We start from the raw sequence: 17648 nt of genomic DNA, 5'->3' as shown, positions 1-17648 counted from the left end.
AATCGAGCCTAATCCGCCACAAAGGACTTTTCGACTTGAGCGACGACTTCCCCCTGGGGTTACTGTTCGGCCTGCTAGCCTTACTGATACTGCTTTCTGCGTTTTTCTCCAGCTCTGAAACCGGCATGATGTCGATTAACCGCTACCGCTTGAGCCATCAAGCCAACAGCGGTGACCGCAGAGCCAAACGGGTCATGCGCCTGCTCACCCGCCCAGACCGCCTGATTGGCGTTATCCTGATCGGCAACAACTTCGTCAACAACCTGGCGGCCTCAATTGCGACCATTATCGCCATTCACTTCTTCGGCGACGTATCTGGGCCTGCAATCTCTACTGCTCTGTTGACCATCACGATTCTTATTTTTGCCGAAGTAACGCCGAAGACCTACGCCGCGATTAAACCCGAGCGGATCGCCTACCCGACCTCCTACGCCCTTGAGCCACTGCTAAAGCTGCTTTACCCGCTCGTATGGCTGGTTAACGTGATGTCTAACGGCCTGCTCCGGTTGGTGGGCGTTAAAAGCGTTGATAACGGGGGCGATAGCCTGACCCGTGATGAGCTGCGCACGGTGGTTCACGAAGCGGGCACGCTGATCCCCTACCGCCACCGGGCAATGCTGCTATCTATTCTCGATCTTGAGAACGTCACCGTGAACGACATCATGGTGCCACGCCACGAAGTGCTGGGTATCGACCTGGATGATTCGCTCGAAGATATTTTGACCCAGATTCGCACCAGCCAGCATACCCGGCTACCGGTTTATAAAGGTGATATCAATAATATTATCGGCATGCTGCATCTGCGCAACGCGGCACGCTTTCTCTCCCGGGACGAAGTTACCAAGGCATCGATTGTTCAAGAGGCACGGGAGCCCTACTTTATTCCCGAGTCCACACCGCTCCATACCCAACTGCTCAACTTTCAAAAGCAGAAACGGCGCATCGGCATTGTGGTGGATGAGTACGGCGACGTAGAGGGCTTGGTCACCCTGGAAGATATTCTGGAAGAGATCGTGGGCGAGTTCACCACCGATGTCTCTGAAGATGAAGAGATTCACCAGCAGGATGACGGTAGCCATGTGATTGAAGGCACCGCCAATATTCGTGAGATTAACAAGATGCTCGGCTGGCAACTGCCTACCGATGGCCCCAAAACGCTCAACGGGTTAATTCTTGAGCATCTTGAAGCTTTCCCAGAAGGCCCAGCATGCCTACAGATCGGCAATATGCGCATGGAGATTCTGGAGATCCGCGATAATCTCATTACCTCGGCGCGCTGCTGGCAAAAGCTGCGGACGCCACGCCGCTAATCAGTGATAAGCGAGTTAATGGCGGTTGGCCAGATCCTGATCAGCCGCTGCCTTTAGCGCCCTAACCCGCGCTTCGAGAAACCGCCGCAGCGCTATGTCATCGGCGTCCAGACGGTTGAGCGGGGGCCCAAAGTGCAGGCTCACCGGCGCCCGAAAACGCTTAGGGCACTTCTTTAGCGCCTTGCCATCATGGTGAGATGTCCACGACCCCCACAAGCCTGCTAACCCTGCCGGAACCACCGGCACATCGTCCCTGGCGAGAATAGCCTCTAGGCCACGCCGAAAGGCGTGAATTTCGCCATCAGGGGTCAATCGCCCTTCAGGAAAGACCATCACAACCTGCCCCTGGCGCAGCGCTGAGCTCACGTCATCCAGAGCGCGCCTCAGGGCGCCGGGGCTGCGTCGTTCAGACTCAATAGGGATTGCGCCAACCAGCTGAAACCACCATTTAAGCCAAGGCGAGTCAAAAATCGGTTGATCCATCACAAAGCGCAGCGGTCGGGGGCTGGCACCGCCTAACACCAAGGCATCCATAAAACTGACATGGTTACACACCACCAGCGCGGCCCCCTGCTTGGGGATATGCTCACGCCCATGCACCTGTAGCCGGTAGCAGAGGCGCATTGAGACAAAAATCAACCAGCGCAGTGCCTGGCGAGCCGCATTGACCCACCCACTCACGTCGCCGCCTCACGATGGCGTAGGCCCGCCAGAATGGTGCTCATCAGTTGATCCAGCAGCTCATCTACTTTTAATTGCTGACCCTGCCAATAGCCCAATCGCTCATTAAGCCCTAGCTGGACTAACCCATGCACGCTGCCCCACAGCGTGCGCCCCAAACGGCGGGCTTCGAGATCATCCAGCGCTGGCTGGTAGGATTTAAGCGACGCTTCCACTTGGGTAAACAGCGCTTCGATCAAATCGCTCTGGCGCTGATCAAGCTCGCCTTCTTGGGCCAGCGGGTAATCAAACAGCAGTTGCCAGCGGTAACAATCCTGCTCGGCGAACCGCCAGTAGGCACGCGCCAGCGAACGTAGCCATGGCTCAGGGTCATCGTCGATCAGGCTGGTAATGGTGTGCTGTAAACGCGCCAACGTTTCCACATTGACGTGCTGCAATAAATTATTGAAGCTGCCATATAGCTTCAATAGGGTGCTGGGGGCACAGCCGACCTCTCTGGCCAGGGCACGCAGTGAGAGACCATGGACTGGCTGCTCAGCCAACCACTCATCACAAGCGTGCATGACCTGCGCATGGAGGGCATCGGGCGCATGCTGTCTAGGACGGGCCATGGCAATCTCTTAAGGTCAACGGCAAACAAGAAGGAAGCCTCACTGCGCTTTAGCGGGAGCAAGGGATAAGATAGGATACCTTACATCGAACACTGTTTTCGACACTAAAACGCTACATTTCGTGCTTTATTGCGCGCAGTCCCCCGCCATCCAGGTACACTTCCACGACGATTCTGCTTAAGGAGATAGCTATGACGGGGCGATTGCATGTGCAAAATTTACCGCTGACCCGCTTATTGCCAACGCTAGCCACTCCTGAACCGTTGATCGAGTCGCCTAATCTAGCGCCTCGTAGGCCAATTTCCGCTATTCGCATAGAGCAGGGGCAGTACCGGCTCTCGTCGCTATTCTGGGGCCTGACGCCACCCTGGCTGGAAGTGCTGGATCATGCCCCCCACTGCGCACGGGCAGAAACCCTTGAATCACGGGCGATGTTTCGCGATGCCTTTAGCGCTCGCCGCTGCGTTATTCCGGTCAGCGGTTTCTATGTATGGAAAACCCAGCCCCGCAGCAAGCAACCCTATTTGGTGACCCAGGTATCCCGGGCGCCGCTGCTATTGGGCGCGCTATGGTGCCGTTACCACACCACGTTAACGGCGTTTACCGACTCTGCCGCACTGATCACCGTGCCCGCCAATCTGCTGTTATCGCCGTTAACCGACCGCCTGCCGGTCACTATACCCAACCATGCGTTATCCGCCTGGCTCGACCCAGACACCGATACCGAAACGCTTAATTCACTGTTAGCACCCGCACCATTGGAACTGTTGGGCGCTTTTCCGGTATCTAAACATGTCAATAATCCCGCCTACCAGTCACCGGCCTGTGCCCATCCTACCGGGTCGATGCTGCGTTGGGCTGTGTCACAGGAGCTGTAATGTTGCGATCCACTTGCATAACCCGCTGGCGTGTTTTCCCACAGTGCGCAGTGATTGGCGTTATCGCCAGCATCGCGTTAACACCACAGGCCTTCGCGGCCACCGATGACGCAGTTGCCGACGCCATTGCTGACACGGTCACCCCGATCATTAGCCCCTATGACAGCCGCGACTACCGGGTTTTGACGCTTGAGAACGGCCTCAATGTGCTGCTGGTCAGCGACCCGGAGGCGGACAAGGCGGCAGCGTCGATGAATGTGCGAGTAGGCAGCGCCCAAGATCCTGATGACCTTAAGGGGTTAGCACACTTTCTAGAGCATATGCTGTTTTTAGGCACCGAGCCCTACCCGGAATCTGATGCCTACCAGCGCTATATTTCCAATAACGCGGGCTCTCACAACGCCTTTACCGCGCAGCAGGATACCAATTACTTCTTTGATATTGAGCCCTCGGCACTGCCGGGTGCACTGGATCGTTTCAGCGAATTTTTCCTCTCGCCGCTGTTTAACGCCGACCACCTGGAGAGCGAACGCAATATCGTTCACTCGGAGTACATGGCGCGTATTCGTGATGAGTCCCGTCGCGAAAACGATGTGCTCAACCAACTGCTCAACCCTGACAACCCCACCACCGGATTTGCCGTGGGCAGCCGGAAAACCTTAGCCAGCCCGCCAGAAGGCGAGGCAACGCTACGCGAGCGGGTCATCGATTTCTATCACCAGCATTACGACGCCAATGTAATGAATCTGGCGATTGTGGCGCCACAACCGTTGAACCAGTTGGAGGAGTGGGTAGCCGAGCGCTTTGCCGATATTCCCGACAACGACTTAAGCGTGCCGACGATTGACGCGCCGCTGGTTGATTCAGACACGCTACCCCGCTATATCGAGCGCCAGTCGCTGCAGGATCGTCGACAATTACGCTTCTACTTCCCAGTACCCGACCCCACTGACGACTACCGAACAAAGCCGACCCAGGTAATCGCCCACCTGCTTGGCGATGAAGGTGAAGGTAGCCTGTTAGCGGTACTGCGCGATGCAGGACTGGCCGATGGGCTTTCCGCCGGTGTGGGGCGCGGCGATGGCAACGAAGCACTATTCACTATCTCCATCAGCCTGACGCCCGCAGGCGCCGAACGCTTGGACGATATTGAAGCCACCCTGTTTGCCGCCATTGATCAACTGCGTAATGATGGCCTCGCCGAATGGCGCTACGAAGAGCAGGCAAAACTCAATGAGCAGGCCTTCCGCTTTCAGCAGTATGGCGCCCCACAGCAGGAAGCCACTCGCCTTTCAATGAGCCTATCCCGCTACCCGGTAGAGGACGTACAGTACGCGGCCTACCGTATGGATGGCCCCGATGCAGAACGCCAGCAGGTTTATCTTGACGCGCTAACGCCGGACAACATGCTGCGCTTCTACTCAGCACCGGATATCGAAAGCGACACTGTCTCACCTTGGTTCAATACCCAATGGGACGAGCAAGTGCCCGAACAGCCGGGCCAGCCCCTGAGCGGTTTGGCACTCCCGGGGCCCAACCCCTTTATCGCCAGTGACCTGACGCTGCTGGAAGGCCAGGATGAGCGCCCCAGCCTACTGGTCGAAACACCATCGTTTACCGCTTGGCACATGCAGGATGAGCGCTTTAACACTCCCACAGTTGAGTGGCGGGTCAGTCTGCAAAGCCCCACCGCCAGCTACTCTGCCCATGAAGCAGTGCTCACTCGGCTACTCGCCAGTTGGCTCAACGACAGTTTAAATGAATCCCTCTACCCAGCGTGGTTGGCAGGGCAGTCGTTTAGCGCTTATCCCCACGCCAGGGGCATGACACTATCGTTCTCAGGCTGGCGTGATGGCCAAACCCCGCTGATTGAACAAGCGCTTGAGCAATTAGCGCACGCAGAAATTACCGACAGCGCTTTCGAGCGGGTGCGTTATCAGCTGCAGCGCGAGTGGCGCAATGCGCCCCAAGCATCGCTCTACGGTCAAGCTAGCCGCACGCTGGGCGAAGCCCTACTCACACCACAATGGTCTACCGCTGAACTTCTCGCCGCCAGCGAGCGCTTTGACAGTGGTCACCTGGAAGATTTTCGCCAGCGCTTTCTAGATAACCTGTACGTCGATGCCATGGCGGTGGGCAACCTGGACGCTGACCTGGCGCGTGAACAAACACAGCTGATGCGTGCCAGGCTAAAACCGCGGTTAAACCGCGACGATATTGCTAACCTCACCCCACTTGCAGCGAGTGATGAGCACAGCGTGCTGCGCCCTCACAGCTCTCGGGATGAGTCCTTGGTTCTGCGCTATCTGCAAGGCCGCGATCAGACGCCAGAGGAACAAGCCACCACCGCGGTGATCGCCCAGTGGCTGGAAACACCGTTCTACCAGCAACTGCGCACCGAGCAGCAGCTCGGCTACATCGTGAACGCCGGCTATTCGCCGCTGCTCGAAGCGCCAGGGATTGCCCTTATGGTGCAATCACCCGACGTGGATAGCGGCACCATTGCCGAACGCATGGATGTGTTTCTTGATGAGGCTAACCAACGGCTTGAACAACTCAGCGACGCTGACTTAGCGCCTTATCGCCAGGCAGTTCACGACCAGTTGCGCCAGCGCGATACCAGCCTTGCGGGCATGGCCAACCGCTATTGGCAAGCCACCGCGTTGGAAGACGTGCGCTTTGATCGCCGCGACCAACTGGCCGAACTAGTGCTGAACGTTAGCCTTGAGGATATTAAGGCCCTATGGCCATCGTTGTGCGAGCACACCCTGGATATACACTTTAATCCGGGCGACGAACCCAGCGATGTCAGCGATTATCGTGAAGAGCGCTCACCCCTGCCCAAAGTGCGTGATGACAATGCGTAAAGAGAACTCCCTACAGGAGTGACCTAAACGGGTACCGGCTCAGGCGTCAAATGCTTGAGCCGGCATCATGGCTTCCACGAACATCACCAGCTCTTCCAAAATCTGGCGCTCGCGATCAGTAAGGGTCTGCTGATTGTACTGAGCGATTTCCCGCGCAAACGCCTTGAGGGTAAAGCCCGCCAAAGCCGGATCATTGATCCGCATCCAGCGAAACGCTTCCCACTGCTCACGCTCTTCGCCTTCCAACGTGTCGGGGTAACTGCGCGCACGAAAGCGAAACAGCATCTCTTCCAAGCGCGGATCCTGAAACGCAAAGCGCAGCCCTACCAAATCCCACGGCTCCATCTCTCGCACCCGCTCCATCTGCTGACGGTCGGCAGCCGAGAAGAAACTGCCTGAGTAGAGCATTAGATCAGGGTCTTGCGGCGCATCGTCGTAGCCTGCACTAAATACCTCGGCGACCTTTGCGGCGACACCGCTGGCATCGCGCAGGGCTTTCCAGTGCTGCCGACAGGCCGCCACATCCAAGCCTAAGCGCGCGACGATGGTGCCATACTCACCCTGTTGAGGCCCCTCAACGTCTTTCAAAGCACTGGCGGGAAATACCACCGGGCAACGGTTGATATGAATCACCTTCAGCGGAATACGCGCCTCGCCTTCGGCTAGATCCTGCTGACTGACAAACACGCGCTCACGAACCTGCTCCGCCGACATACTCAGCATATCGCTGGGATCAACGCTCAAATCGTAAACGATCACCCCATTAGGGTTTGTCGGATGTTCAGCCAACGGCATCACCAGGGCACTGCAGCCCCGGCTGGCAGGATAGCGGCGGGAGATATGCAGCAGCGGCTTGGCATTAGGCAAGTCAAGCTGCTTGGCCACCGCGCGCTTACCGCGCAGGCCGAGCAGATAGTCGAACAGCTTCGCATTGCGCGCCTTGAGCAAGCGGGCCAACGCGATCGTGGCCCGTACATCGGCTACCGCATCGTGGGCACCCTCATGGGCGATGCCGTTAGCCGCAGTTAAGTGCTCAAGCTTGAAGCTGGGTGCGCCGTCTTCGCGCAGCGGCCACTCAATGCCATCAGGACGCAGCGCATAAAAGGCGCGCACAACATCGATTAAATCCCAGCGGGAATTGCCGTTTTGCCACTCACGGGAATAAGGGTCGAGCAAATTGCGGTAAAACAGATGGCGGGAGACTTCGTCATCAAAACGCAGGCTGTTGTAACCCACCACGCAGGTGCCCGGCTCACTCATATGGCGCTGAATCTCGCCCGCGAATTCTGCTTCGGGCAAACCATGGCGTTGGGCTTTTTGAGGCGTAATACCGGTGATCAAACATGCGGCAGGATGAGGCAGATAATCATCGGCGGGCTTGCAGTAGAGCTCGATCGGCTCACCGATCTCGTTCAGGTCAGCATCAGTGCGCAGGGCTGCGAACTGTGCGGGCCGATCGCGACGCGGATCCGCCCCGAAGGTTTCATAGTCATGCCATAGAAAACTGGCAGGGGCAGCATTGGGTGGCGCCATGAACAATCACTCCGCTGGGCAGTTAAAAGCCTAAGCCTAGCACACCCGCCCCCCCTTTCGCCGCGTCTTCAGCGCTTAGGGTTAGCTTTTGGGGAGCGTAACGTTTAGTTCAAGCACTGAGCAGTTGTCTTCGCTGTCCAAGGAAATTTGAATGGCGTCGTCATCCACATGGACGTAGCGACGGATCACCTCAAGCAACTCGCGCTCAAGCATCGGCATATAGTCGGGCTGCCCGCGCTGGCTACGCTGATGCGCCACAATAATTTGCAAACGTTCTTTGGCTACCGAGGCGGATTTTCTGCGCTCACGCTTCAAGAACTCAAGCAGTTTCATCGACGACCTCCCCCGAACATACGGCTGAGCAGGCCTTTGCGTTGCATTTCATGAAAACGCAGCGGCATGTCTTCGCCGAGCAGGCGCGATACCGTATCGCTGTACGCTTGGCCCGCATCGCTGGAGATATCGTGGGTGACGGGCACGCCCTGATTAGAGGCACGCAGCACGGCCTCAGACTCAGGAATCAAGCCGAGCAGGTTAATCGCCAAAATTTCGCGGATATCGTCGAGCGTCAGCATATCGCCTGAGGTCACACGCTCGGGATTATAGCGGGTCACCAACAGGTGCTCTTTGATAGGGTCTTCGCCCTGTTCGGCACGTCGGGTTTTAGAGGCCAGCAGCCCCAAAATACGGTCAGAGTCGCGCACTGACGACACTTCCGGGTTGGTGACCACAATCGCCTCGTCGGCAAAGTACATGGCCAACTGTGCACCACGTTCAATACCGGCAGGTGAATCGCAAAGAATGAAATCGAAATCTTCTTTCAATTTCTCCAGAATCTCCGCGACCCCCTCTTGGGTCAAGGCGTCTTTATCACGGGTTTGAGAAGCTGGCAAAATAAACAGATTCTCGACGCGTTTATCACGAATCAGCGCCTGGTTAAGCCCCGCTTCGCCTTGAATCACGTTGACTAAGTCATACACCACGCGTCGTTCGCAGCCCATGATCAGGTCGAGATTCCGCAGGCCCACATCAAAATCAATTACGACTGTTTTTTTACCGCGCAGCGCAAGCCCCGTAGAGATTGCCGCCGCGCTGGTGGTTTTACCGACCCCTCCTTTACCAGAGGTCACTACAATTATCTTGGCCAAGAGTCACTTCCTTCTTGAAGTCGTTCGTCGCGAGCGCGAGACAGCTGGCGCTCTGCGCATAACGGGAACGTCAATGTCATCAACATGCCATACTGTAACGGATAGCGTCTTCGGCGTCGCTAGGCATGAAGCACCAACGCAGCCTCATACAAATACCTTAGCCCAGTGGCTTAATTTCAAGCTGTTCTTTTGTAAAGTGAACTTCTGCGGGCCGCCCCAGAAGCTGCGCATCAATATCTTCAGAGCGTTTGTAATTACCTGCCACTGAAAGCAGTTCAGCCTCCAATTCGCGGCAGTAAATACCCGCTTGGATATTGCCATGAATACCCGCCAACGCACGGCCACGCAGCGCGCCATAAACATGAATACTGCCAGCGGCCAGCACTTCAGCACCGGCATTCACCGCCCCAATCACCACTAAATCTCCATCAGAGGCGCTTACTTGCTGCCCCGACCGCACGGTACCGCGATAAAGCCGCGTAGCGAGCGTTGGCGCTTCCGCCTCACTTACTGCCTCCTCACGGGAGACTTCTTGCACTGGCGAATTACTGACACTTTCAAGCCCCCGGGCACGGCCCTCTGCCACTGGTGGAAACCACCCCAATCCCAGCGCCCAGGACGATTGGCGCACCGGCTCGGTGCCACCGCGTACGGCCACCGGCAACAGCTTGTGGTCACGGCACACAGCACAAATGCGTTCAAGGGCTAAGTGGGGTTCATCGAGTTTTTCCACGCTGAGCACAACCGGTGTATGCTGAAAGAAAGCAGGAGACTGGGAGAATTTGCCAGCCAACTGCTGCCGGATTTGCTCCGGATCAGCACTACTTAGCTCCATGACGGTCATCGGCAACATGCCCCCTTTGAAGGTAAAGGCCACTACGGCACTATCCACGTTAAGGCTCATGGCCGAACTCCCCGTCATGTTCAGATAAGATAAAGGTAGCGTACTATCACGCATTTCGTCGTCTAGAAACACTGTAGTCTAAAAACAGTGTGGTCTAGAAGCAGTGTGGCCTAGAAAATAGACGTTTATCACACCATAGTAAGGCCAAGCTAAGCGACAGCGCCGGTGACTGCAACCACTGAGCCGCTTTTTTCATGCTACGCATTTCATACTAGCAGGATGATTCATGCACGGACTGTTAAGACGACTGTTCGCACCTCGGTGGCAGCACCCTGACCCCGAGGTGCGCCGTCAGGCCCTCCAGCGATTGAACCCTGAGCAAGCAGAGCAGCGCCAAGCGCTGCAGTCGCTCACTCAAGATAGCGACAGCCAGATTCGCCTAGCCGCGCTGCTAGCCCTGGATGACTGCGCAGGCCTGGTCGACGCTTACTCGCACCACCAGCAGGATGAGGCCTGGTTCAATGCTATTTGCCAACGGCTCAGCGGGCGTGAAGGCCATACCGACTTGCACCAACGCCAATCCTTGGTGGAACAGATCGAAGAGCCGCGGGTACTGAGCGCGGTGGCCCTGCAGGGTGACAACCTGAATCTACGCTTGACCGCACTGAGCAAGCTGGGCGATGAAAATGATCTGATTCATCAAGCTTGCCACAACGGCGTGGCCGCCGTTCGCCATCAGGCTGCCGAACGCATTGAGGGCGAAGAGGGGCTAAAACGGTTGTTAAAAGAGGCCCGCCGCGACCGCCAAGTGGTGCGTCTGGCACGGGAACGCCTCAACCGCTTGCGTAGCGACGCCCAGTGGCTAGAAGCAGAAGCGCAGCAACGCGAAACGCTCCTGAATCAATTAGAGCAGCACGCCCGTGCGCCTTGGGAACCCCTCTATGGCGGCCGCTTTCGCCACCTTGAACGGCAGTGGGAACAGTTGAACCAGCCGCCAAGCGTGGAGCAAGAGCAGCGCTTTCATCAAGCGGTGCTCAATTGCCGCAAGACGCTTCACGACCACGAAACCCAGGAGCAGGCGCGCCAGCAGAGCGACGAGCGCCGTGAAGAAGCCGAAAACACCCGCGAACAGCTGCTTGAAGGCATCGAAGAAACCCTTGATGGCCTGCGCCACGCCTCAGCCATGACCGTGCAGGATATCGACAGCCTGCGCGCCCAGCGCCAACTATTAGGCCAACGCTGGCAGGCGCTTTCTGATATCCATCCGCCCAGTGAGACCATGCGCCAGCGCTACACGTTGGCGATTCATCACTACGACCAGTGCTTAGAGGCATGGCAGCGCTGGTGCGCGGCAAGCGCCCCCATCGAAACCGCATTGGCCAACGGCGACCACGCTACCCTCGCCACGCTGATGAGCGAATGCCAATGGCCGGATGCCTTAACGCCGCCCGCGCTGCTCGGCCGTGCCCAAGCGGCCCTCAACGCTGAAAACACTACGCCCTCGCAGCCGACAGAAGACAACGCCTCCCTAAAAGCACATGGCGCAGAACTCGACACCTTTGAGCACTTGTTAGAGCGCGGCGCCTTTAAAAGTGCCAGCCGTCTGCATCAGCGGCTAAAGCCGCGCATTGAAGCGCTGGAAAGCCCAGCCGCTCAACCGCTCAAAACGCGCTTAAAGCACTTAGCCGCCCGGCTCGCGGAATTACGCGATTGGCGGGGGTTTGTCGCCGGGCCAAAGCGCGAGCAGCTATGTGACAGCATCGAAACCCTCGCGAATGACCGCCATATGGCAGAAGAAGCACTTGACCGCCACCATCGCCAACTGGTCAAAGAGTGGAAATCACTGGGAGATGCGGCGGCTAACCGCGAACAGTCTGCTCGTTTTCGCAGCGCCTCGGATCGCATCCACGAACGTCTCGCCCCTTGGCGAGACCAGCTCAGCGAAGAGCGTGAGGCAAACCTTCAAGCCCGCGAAGCGCTGTGCGATCAGCTGGAAAACCTGCTGGCTCAGCCCGCCGAAGACGCCGACCCCGATGTGCTACGGCAAATCCGCGACAAAGCGCGCCACCAGTGGCGACATTACAGCCCCGTTCCCCGTGAACGCTCCGAGTCCGTTGGGCGGCGCTTTGGTGTCATTCGCCATCAGCTACAGGCGTTGATCGATCAGCGCGCTGAAACTATCGCCGCGCAAAAACGGGATCTGATCAGCCAGGTGAGCGCGCTGCGCAGCGACGAAAGCCAACCTCTTGCACAGCGCATTCACTTGACCAAACAGCTGCAGCAGCAGTGGCGGGCCCTGGGCCGGGCACCCAAAGGCGAAGAGCAAACGCTGTGGAAAACCTTCCGCCACGAATGTGATCAACTCTTTGCCCAGCGCGATGCGCATAAAACTGAGCAGGCAGCGCGCCAGCAACAGCAGCTTGATGAGATGCAAGCCCTCATCGACGAAATGGATAGCTGGCAGCCGATTGAGGCGAGTGAGTCGGCCACGTTGGAGCGCTTTATCGAACAAGCCAATCAACTTGAGCCGTTGCCACGCAATCGGCGCAGCGAAGGCATGCAGCGGCGGATGAGTGGCATCGTGCGTGCGCGCCGAGAACGCTTAAACCGTCTGGCGGTTGCCGATACAGTTCAACAGTGGCATGCGATCATGCCATTAGTGAGCGCTCACTTGACTGCCGACCAGCGCTACCTCGACGAAGGGATCCCAAGCAACGTGGACGCACAAGCGGCTCTCGGCACTTCACTGCCTACCGCCTTTAATGAGGCGCATAACGCACGCAATCAACAGCGCCATAGCGTAGCGGTACCGCTATCAGACGCTGATCACACTCGCATCGCCGACTCCCTCGCCAGACTGAGAGTGCACCTCTCGATGCTGGCCGTGGGTAGCGTGCGGCAGAGCGATGAGCCGCTGCGCTTGGCGATTCAGGTAGAGCGTTTGAATGAAGGCTTCAATCAAGAGCGCAGCCGTGATCAAGAAGTGATCAACATCTTGATCGCGCTATTGGCGCTAGGGCCAATGCCAGCCACGCTATGGGACACTGAAGTAGAAGAGCTGGATAACCTGCTTAGCCGACTAGCGCGAGTCCCGCTACCTTAAGCGTTAGCAAGAAAACGGGAGGCTTATAGCCTCCCGTTTGCGCTCTCCTCTTGGGCTAATCACTAGCCCATAAACTGACCACCGTTGATATCGATGTTCGCACCGGTGATAAATCCTGACTCCTTATCGGCTAAGAAGGTAACCAGTCGACCAATCTCCTCTGGCGTGCCGTAGCGCTTCACCGGGATTGTTTCCCGGATTGCTTCGCGCACTTTTTCTGGAATATTCATGATCATATCGGTGGCGATATAGCCAGGCGATACGGTATTGACGGTAATCCCTTTGGTCGCTGTTTCCTGTGCCAGCGACATGGTCAAGCCATGCATACCGGCTTTCGCCGCCGCGTAGTTGACCTGGCCAAACTGACCTTTACGACCGTTGATGGATGAAATATTAATAATTCGACCATAGCCATTCTCAAGCATCATCTCAATGACACTTCGGCAGGTGTTAAAAACGCTGTTGAGATTGGTATCGAGCACTTCGTACCACTGCTCGTAAGACATTTTTTTCATGGTGCCATCACGGGTGATCCCCGCACAGTTCACCAACACACTAATAGGGCCATACTTGTCGTGGATTTGGCGGGCTCCTTCCAGGCAGGCGTTGTGGTCAGAAAGGTCGATACCCGACAATTCGATATTGCGATAGCCGTCGGCGTGCTGCGTTTCTAGCCAGGTCTTAGCCTTGTCGGGGTTGCGATAACCCGCCACGACCAGATATCCCGCATCTGCCAACGAACGACAAATTGCCGTACCGATACCACCAGTTCCACCAGTTACCCAGGCGACGGGGGCTTGATTGGCCATTGACTACCTCCCTGAAATGACAAATGGCTTGGATCTCAAAGCACGCACATCGCGCCGCAAGCCATTGTGAATAAGCGCGACTGCGCCTGTATTACCCTAGTGCATAATTTTCTTGAACAATGCACCAACGTAAGCTTTTTGTTATGGCTATATAAAGCATAGCTGCACTTACCCCATGTTGCCCCAGGTCATAATCAACGGCTATAAGCCAAACGTGTTAATCACTCTATTGACTTCACCTAAAACTTCTGTAGAATACGCCACACGTTGATGCGGGGTGGAGCAGTCTGGTAGCTCGTCGGGCTCATAACCCGAAGGTCATCGGTTCAAATCCGGTCCCCGCTACCAATATTTTTAAAGGCAGATCAGTTACTTACTGGTCTGCCTTTTTTTATTGCCTAGAGTTCGGTGAGAGTAGTCAGAAAAGCTCTCGGGTTCAGCGTCTCATCCCCCCTGAAGGCCATCGGTTCGCTTTTATTCTAAAGCCAAAGCCAGCGAATCTCGCTATCCAATACAACAGAGAAAGCCGTTATCGAAAGGCAGCGGCTTTTTTGTGCCTGAACCCTTACACCGCCAACTGCTCACGCCAGCGATCCCATTCTGGTGTAGATCCAACCATCTCAAACAGATGATCCAAAAAAGCGCTTACCTTGCGGGTGTGCAGCCGACGCTGGGCGTAGAGCACGTGGATATCGCGCCTGCCTAGCACGACTTCACATCGCCACGCTTCGAGCAGAGGCAGCAGTTTGCCCGAGGCCAGCTCATCAGCGATCAGCCAGGTGGGAAACATCACCAGTCCCTGCCCCATTAGCGCGGCACGCACCAGGCTCTCGGCATCGTTGCTATACAGGCTGCCGTCGACTTTGTAAGCAAAGGCTTGCGGCTGCTCGGCATGATGGAAGTACCAGCGCTGACGACCCATTTCACCTTGGTAGAGCAGGCAGTCGTGGTGTTCAAGGTCATCTGGGGTATTGGGCCTACCGCAGCGCTGTATATAGGTGGGGGCAGCAACCACAACGTAGTTCATTGACGCTAGGCGGCGTGCCACCAGCGTTGAATCGGCCAATTCGCCGACACGAAAGGTAATATCGATGCCCTCGCGCACCGGGTCGGTCAGTTGATCGGTTAACATCAGTTCGGCTTTGATCGCCGGGTAGCGGCGTTGAAAGTGATGCAGAATCGGCACGATTTGGCGCTGGCCGAAAGCCACGGGAGCATTGAGGCGCAGCACGCCGCTAGGCGCTGTATTGGGGGCCGTTAGCGCTTCCGTCGCCAGGTCGAGTCGTTCAAGTATCTCGCGAACTTCCTGATAGTAGCGCAAACCTGCCTCGGTCAGCGTCACGGCGCGGGTGTGGCGATAGAACAGTTGCTGACCAAGCGCCTCCTCTAAAGAGGCAATCTGACGCGAAACCGACGACACGGCGCGATGAAAGTGGCGTGCGGTGGCGGTAAAACTTCCTGTCGCGGCGACGCGCTCAAAGATGCGTAGCGCATTGAGATCCATCGAGTTGCTCCTAGCGCAATAAAGATTTGCGATTTTTCCAATTGTAGCAATGATTCTTGGCGACCAGACTGCTTTTCATCGGACACAAAGCACATTTCCACTGCCCGTTCCGAAAATTTTGTCTACAAAAGGAGTTAACGATGCGCAAAGGCACCGCATTAGTCGTCGGCGCGACCGGCATCACTGGTGGCAACTTAGCCAGCTACCTCACCGCTAGCGGGTGGAGTGTCTATGGATTATCTCGTCGCCCCTCTGATCAAGCAGGGGTAATTCCCGTCGCTGCCGATCTGTTAGATCGCGAGGCTACGGCGGAAGCACTGGCGGGGCTACCCATCACCCACGTGTTTTATTGCACTTGGGTGCGGCGCGAAAATGAAAAGGCTAACGTCGAGGCCAACGGCGCAATGATGCACAACTTGCTCGACGCTCTGCAGGGCGCAAGCTTAGCGCATGTCTCGCTGGTGACCGGCACCAAGCAGTACCTGGGTGCCTTCGAGAACTACGGTAGCGGTAAAACCGAGACGCCGTTTCGTGAATCAGCGCCCCGCGTACCTGGCGAGAACTTTTACTACACCCTCGAAGACATCATGTTCGCGAAGGCGGGTCGGGACGGCTTTAGCTGGAACGTGCACCGTCCGCACACGGTCATCGGCTATGCCCGCGGTAACGCCATGAACATGGGCGTGACGCTGGCGGTTTACGCCTCTATCTGCAAAGCAACGGGCAAGCCGTTCACATTCCCTGGCTCGCAGGTGCAGTGGAACGCCTTGACCGATCTAACCGATTCGCTGGTGTTGGCGCGGCAGATGGAGTGGGCGGCGACCACGCCCGGTGCCCACAATGAGGCCTTTAATACGGTCAATGGCGATGTGTTCCGCTGGCGTCGACTGTGGCATGAAATTGGCGAATTCTTCGAGCTTGAAGTAGCCGACTGCCCGGAAACGCCACAACCGCTCGAAACCCAGATGGCCGACATTGCGCCTACCTGGGCCGAGATTGTCGAAAAGAACGAGCTAGTCGAAGCCGATGTCAGCAAGTTAGCCTCCTGGTGGCACACCGATGCCGACCTGGGGCGCGAGCTTGAGTGCGTCAACGATGTCACCAAGTCGCGAGATTTCGGCTTTGATCACTTCCGTGAAACACGCGCGGCGTTTTTCGATCTGTTCGCTCGCCTACGCGCGGAGCGCATCATTCCTTAAGTAATTTCAGAAGCAATTTCAGAAACAATGCCAAAAATAGTAGCTCATCCAGGGCGCCTAACCGCACCCTGTTTCTGCTTTATCAGGTTCACGTAGCTTGATACCCACTAGCAGTGAGTTTTATTTCCCTCCTCTTCCTTGAATCCACCGGCAAATGCCTGCATATCATGGGGAACTATTGTTCATTTTTTGATGCCGAGTCTACCCATGCAAATTATCGATCCCCGCTCAGGTAAGCCGCTTACGGCGGATACCGGAAGTGCTGACGCTACCGCGCCTAACGCTGAACAAGCGGCGGTGCGCCCTGAAGATGTCATTATCGAGCTCAATGCTGGCAATATTCAGCAGGTGCTTGAAGCGTCCATGCAGGTGCCGGTGCTAATGGGCTGCTACTCGCCGTCCAACGCAAGCAGCAGCACCCTGCTCGCGGTGCTGGAGAAGCTGGTGGTTGAGTACGCGGGCGCTTTCCTGCTCGGCAAGCTCGATATTGAAGCAAACCCCGAAATCGGCGGCCAACTGGGCGTGCGTTCTGTGCCCGATGTGAAGCTGATTAGCCAGGGCGGCTTGGTGGATGGTTTCCAGGGCGCTCTGCCGGAGAAAGAAGTGCGCGAGTGGCTCAATCGCTACTTCCCAGCCCCCGGCGAAGCGCCGCCTACCCCTGAAGAGCAGGCGGAAGAAGCGCTTAAAGCCGGTGACACCGCCGCTGCCCGCGAGATTTATCAAACCCTAATGGGCCAGTACCCAGAGCACTATGCCTACCAGGTAGCCTTCGCACGGGTATTGGTGGCCGAAGGGCGCGGCAGTGAGGCCCGTGAAGTACTCGATAACCTGCCCCCGGAAGAGCGCGACGCGGCACCTGCGCGTGGCGTACGCGCCAGCATCGAGTTTAGCGAGCAGGCACTCTCAGCCGAAGAGATTGCTGCCCTGGGCGATCGTACCGATAGCGAAGCGCAGTACCAGCGCGCCCTGCGCCAAGTGGCCGACGGTCATTATGATGAAGGGCTGGAGGCGCTGCTGGCACTGATGAAGCAGGATCGCGCCTATAATGATGACGCCGCGCGTAAAACGCTGCTGCAGGTATTCGACGCCCTGGGCGCCGACCACCCGCTGACCGTTGCTTACCGCCGTAAGCTCTTTGCGATGCTGTACTAAGGTCTTCTG

At 56.9% G+C, this 17648-nt stretch carries 14 protein-coding genes and 1 tRNA gene; 7 read left to right on the top strand and 8 right to left on the bottom strand.

From position 1 onward, the window contains the following. The first annotated feature begins 35 nt into the window (after positions 1 to 35). Positions 36 to 1310 (top strand): HlyC/CorC family transporter, encoded by a 1275-nt coding sequence (locus tag YERSI8AC_RS02015; RefSeq protein WP_138800378.1) that lies wholly within the window; start codon positions 36 to 38, stop codon positions 1308 to 1310. 15 nt (positions 1311 to 1325) lie between these two features. On the opposite strand, the gene YERSI8AC_RS02010 is transcribed toward YERSI8AC_RS02015, so the two are convergent. Continuing rightward, entirely contained in the window at positions 1326 to 1934 is a 609-nt protein-coding gene (locus YERSI8AC_RS02010) for a 1-acyl-sn-glycerol-3-phosphate acyltransferase (RefSeq protein WP_217920682.1), read from the bottom strand. A gap of 53 nt (positions 1935 to 1987) precedes the next feature. After that, positions 1988 to 2602 carry a TetR/AcrR family transcriptional regulator gene (locus tag YERSI8AC_RS02005; RefSeq protein WP_027957733.1) on the bottom strand — a complete coding sequence of 205 codons (615 nt, stop codon included), beginning with the start codon at positions 2600 to 2602 and terminating at the stop codon, positions 1988 to 1990. 191 nt (positions 2603 to 2793) lie between these two features. Here YERSI8AC_RS02005 and YERSI8AC_RS02000 point away from each other — a divergent pair, with 191 nt between their 5' ends. Together YERSI8AC_RS02000 and YERSI8AC_RS01995 are read left to right on the top strand one after the other, a co-directional pair. Further along, positions 2794 to 3480 (top strand): SOS response-associated peptidase, encoded by a 687-nt coding sequence (locus YERSI8AC_RS02000; RefSeq protein ID WP_159175985.1) that lies wholly within the window; start codon positions 2794 to 2796, stop codon positions 3478 to 3480. After that, positions 3480 to 6347 (top strand): insulinase family protein, encoded by a 2868-nt coding sequence (locus tag YERSI8AC_RS01995; protein ID WP_159175984.1) that lies wholly within the window; start codon positions 3480 to 3482, stop codon positions 6345 to 6347. The genes YERSI8AC_RS02000 and YERSI8AC_RS01995 overlap by 1 nt, the downstream gene beginning before the upstream one ends. A gap of 39 nt (positions 6348 to 6386) precedes the next feature. Here the strand turns inward: YERSI8AC_RS01995 and sbcB are convergent, their stop codons facing one another. The 4 genes from sbcB to minC all read right to left on the bottom strand — a co-directional run bounded on the left by sbcB (position 6387) and on the right by minC (position 9932). Further along, positions 6387 to 7880, bottom strand: a complete 1494-nt coding sequence (gene sbcB / locus YERSI8AC_RS01990) for an exodeoxyribonuclease I (protein ID WP_159175983.1) — start codon at positions 7878 to 7880, stop codon at positions 6387 to 6389. An 81-nt stretch (positions 7881 to 7961) separates the two neighbouring features. Further along, the gene (gene minE, locus YERSI8AC_RS01985; protein WP_007111776.1) at positions 7962 to 8213 is read right to left on the bottom strand and encodes a cell division topological specificity factor MinE; all 252 of its coding nucleotides are present in this window, start codon (positions 8211 to 8213) and stop codon (positions 7962 to 7964) included. Further along, entirely contained in the window at positions 8210 to 9028 is an 819-nt protein-coding gene (gene minD / locus YERSI8AC_RS01980) for a septum site-determining protein MinD (protein WP_027957730.1), read from the bottom strand. The genes minE and minD overlap by 4 nt, the downstream gene beginning before the upstream one ends. Positions 9029 to 9185: 157 nt before the next feature. After that, on the bottom strand, positions 9186 to 9932 hold the full coding sequence (minC, locus tag YERSI8AC_RS01975; protein ID WP_027957729.1) for a septum site-determining protein MinC: 747 nt from the start codon (positions 9930 to 9932) through the stop codon (positions 9186 to 9188). A gap of 226 nt (positions 9933 to 10158) precedes the next feature. Here minC and YERSI8AC_RS01970 point away from each other — a divergent pair, with 226 nt between their 5' ends. Beyond that, positions 10159 to 12975 (top strand): DUF349 domain-containing protein, encoded by a 2817-nt coding sequence (locus tag YERSI8AC_RS01970; RefSeq protein WP_159175982.1) that lies wholly within the window; start codon positions 10159 to 10161, stop codon positions 12973 to 12975. Between the two features lie 62 nt (positions 12976 to 13037). Here YERSI8AC_RS01970 and phbB read toward each other — a convergent pair whose 3' ends face one another. Continuing rightward, the gene (phbB, locus tag YERSI8AC_RS01965) at positions 13038 to 13784 is read right to left on the bottom strand and encodes an acetoacetyl-CoA reductase (protein WP_009288260.1); all 747 of its coding nucleotides are present in this window, start codon (positions 13782 to 13784) and stop codon (positions 13038 to 13040) included. A gap of 271 nt (positions 13785 to 14055) precedes the next feature. Here phbB and YERSI8AC_RS01960 point away from each other — a divergent pair. Continuing rightward, a tRNA-Met gene (locus YERSI8AC_RS01960) sits at positions 14056 to 14132 on the top strand. A 217-nt stretch (positions 14133 to 14349) separates the two neighbouring features. On the opposite strand, the gene YERSI8AC_RS01955 is transcribed toward YERSI8AC_RS01960, so the two are convergent. Next, positions 14350 to 15288 carry a LysR family transcriptional regulator gene (locus YERSI8AC_RS01955; protein ID WP_159175981.1) on the bottom strand — a complete coding sequence of 313 codons (939 nt, stop codon included), beginning with the start codon at positions 15286 to 15288 and terminating at the stop codon, positions 14350 to 14352. 140 nt (positions 15289 to 15428) lie between these two features. Here YERSI8AC_RS01955 and YERSI8AC_RS01950 point away from each other — a divergent pair, with 140 nt between their 5' ends. Continuing rightward, positions 15429 to 16487, top strand: coding sequence for an SDR family oxidoreductase (locus tag YERSI8AC_RS01950; RefSeq protein WP_138800372.1), 1059 nt, complete (start codon positions 15429 to 15431; stop codon positions 16485 to 16487). A gap of 207 nt (positions 16488 to 16694) precedes the next feature. Further along, positions 16695 to 17639 carry a co-chaperone YbbN gene (locus YERSI8AC_RS01945; protein WP_027957665.1) on the top strand — a complete coding sequence of 315 codons (945 nt, stop codon included), beginning with the start codon at positions 16695 to 16697 and terminating at the stop codon, positions 17637 to 17639. The last annotated feature ends 9 nt before the right edge of the window (positions 17640 to 17648 follow it).

Source organism: Halomonas sp. 113 (assembly GCF_904067645.1).
Lineage (GTDB): Bacteria > Pseudomonadota > Gammaproteobacteria > Pseudomonadales > Halomonadaceae > Vreelandella > Vreelandella titanicae.
The sequence above is the reverse complement of the archived record's forward strand: the minus strand, read 5'-3'. Positions and strand labels throughout refer to the sequence as shown.